At 69.9% G+C, this 2,129-nt stretch carries 1 protein-coding gene; it reads right to left on the bottom strand.

Translation table 11 applies throughout. The features are described 5' to 3' along the window. Positions 1–20 precede the first annotated feature (20 nt). A complete protein-coding gene (locus tag AB0I73_RS41115; RefSeq protein WP_363045488.1) occupies positions 21–1,988 on the bottom strand; it encodes an IS4 family transposase in 1,968 nt (655 codons plus the stop codon). Positions 1,989–2,129: the final 141 nt, after the last annotated feature.

Here is a 2,129-nt window from a genome sequence, read left to right as displayed (position 1 = left end):
CAATGCCGGAAAGTTATGATTCATTCTGGTTTGTCAAGCAGCTCTGCAGTCGGTGTGTTCGTGGCGGCGAGCGGCCTCGCGGGGGCGGTCGGCACTGGCTGTTCGGGGAGTCGGTAGGTTGCGGGCGCAGTCTTGACCAGCAGGTTCTTGCGTGCCCAGGCGCTGAGGTGTTGTGCGAGGGTGCTGTGTTTGACGGTGTTCAGCGCAGCGGTGATCTCACGGGCGTGCCAGGGGCGGTGAGGATCGGTGGCCATGACCGCGAGGACGTCTTCAGGGTGGACGGCGAGCTTGGAGGGCCGCGGCGGTCCGTCCGGGATCTTGAAGGTGGCCGGTCCGGTCTTGATAAGGATCTGGCGCCTGGACCACCGGATCAGCCCGCCGGTCAGGTCGCCGCGGTCCAGCCGTAGCAGGGTGGCCAGTTCGATGGCCCGCCACTCACGCTCCGGAGCGGTGCCCATCGCGGCGAGCACATCCTCGAGCCTGCTGGTGTGCATCGGGACCGCGGGCGGCAGCAGCGTCTGGGCCGTCACAGGCGGGTCCTGCTGCGGGGCCGGGTTCTGGCCGGGCCGGCCGGGCGGGGCTGCTGTCGGTGCCGGGACGGGAGTGTCCTGCTGAGGGGAGTGGACGATGATGTCGAGGGACGTGACTGGGGTGCTGACGCAAGGGCGGTCCTCGTCGGACCGGCGGTGTCCGTAACGAGCGGAGACGCCCTTGACGGTGCGGGCGCTGATCCGTGGTCGTCGCGGTGGCAGCAGGGCGCCGGTGACCGCCTCGGTGATCGGGCCGGTCAGCTCGCTTCCGGCGTCGGGCACGATGGCGGCGCCACGGGTGACGCTGTCGCGGGCGGCGACCAAGGCCGCGGTGAAGCAGGCCCGGTCCGGATCACATCCGGGCACGGCATCGGTGGCGTCCAGCATCGCCATCCGCAAAAGCTGGTGGACCGTCAGCAGTGCCCACATCTCCTGGCGCAGGCCCTGAGGGTCACCCGAGCGCAGTACGCGGCCCTTGAGCATGGTGTGACGGATCGCCAGGAACGTCACCTCGATCTCCCACCGCTCATGGTAGAGGGCCAGCAGGTCTTCGGCCGGGTGGCGGCGCGCATCGGTCAGCGTGGTCACCAGCCGGTACTCGCCCCGATGCGTGCTGCCGTCCGCGCAGGTGACGGTGACGGTCGCGGCGATGACACGGACCGGAACCCCCGCGATGACCGACAGGAAGGAGCCGTCGGCGAGGACCTGCAGCACGGCGGGCCTGCGCGAGGAGCAGATCCGCAGCAGCAGCGCCGCCTTCGAGGCGTGCACGGCGCGGATGAAGGCGTTCGCGTCGAATCCGCGGTCGGCGAGCACCAGCATGTCCTGCCGCAGGTGGCCGACCAGCTGCAAGGCAGCCTCCACCTCGCCGCGATACGGGCCGACGACCGCACCGAGCAGAGATCGCGTCCCTGTCTCGGCCAAGGCCATCACTGCCAGCAGCGGGTAGGCGGCCACCCCGGCGGCGACTTTGTACCGGCCCAGCCAGGCCACGTTGTCGCTGGTCTCGGGGACGCGGGTGGACCGGCAGCCGTCGAACGCGACCGTGCGCAGACCCCGCCAGGACACGCCTCTCGTGCACGGGCGCCCCAGCGGACCTGCCACAACCTCGAACAGCTCCCGTAGCGGGTCCGGTCCCACCCGCCGACGCGCACAGGCCAGACCTGCCGCAGTCACCGACGCCACGAGGCGTCCTGCCTGCCGCAACGCTCCGGCCAGGGTGTCCCACACTCGGCCGTAGGAAGCGTCGGGGAACAGGGTCAGCGCCAGCACGAAGTACACCGCCACCCGGGCCGGCACCGTACGCGTCCGCCCCCGGCGGCCTGGCCGGTCAAGGGCATCGTCGACCAGTTCGAAGGGGAGATATCGGGTCAGGGCGCCGAGATGCCCCGGAGCGAACACTCCGCGGGCGGTCGTGAAGGTCTGTGTCAGCGTCGTCGTGCCACACTGGTCCGTCAACGGGACCTCCGGTGTTGGTCTGTCTTGGTCGACGACTCAACTTCCGGAGGGCCCGTCCCGTTCTCCCGGCCCACCGCCTCGACACACCGCCGCCGTCAGGTGCTTGACAAACGGCAACTTCACATAACTTTCCGGCATTGC

Source organism: Streptomyces sp. NPDC050388 (assembly GCF_040655635.1).
GTDB lineage: Bacteria > Actinomycetota > Actinomycetes > Streptomycetales > Streptomycetaceae > Streptomyces.
The sequence above is the reverse complement of the archived record's forward strand: the minus strand, read 5'-3'. Positions and strand labels throughout refer to the sequence as shown.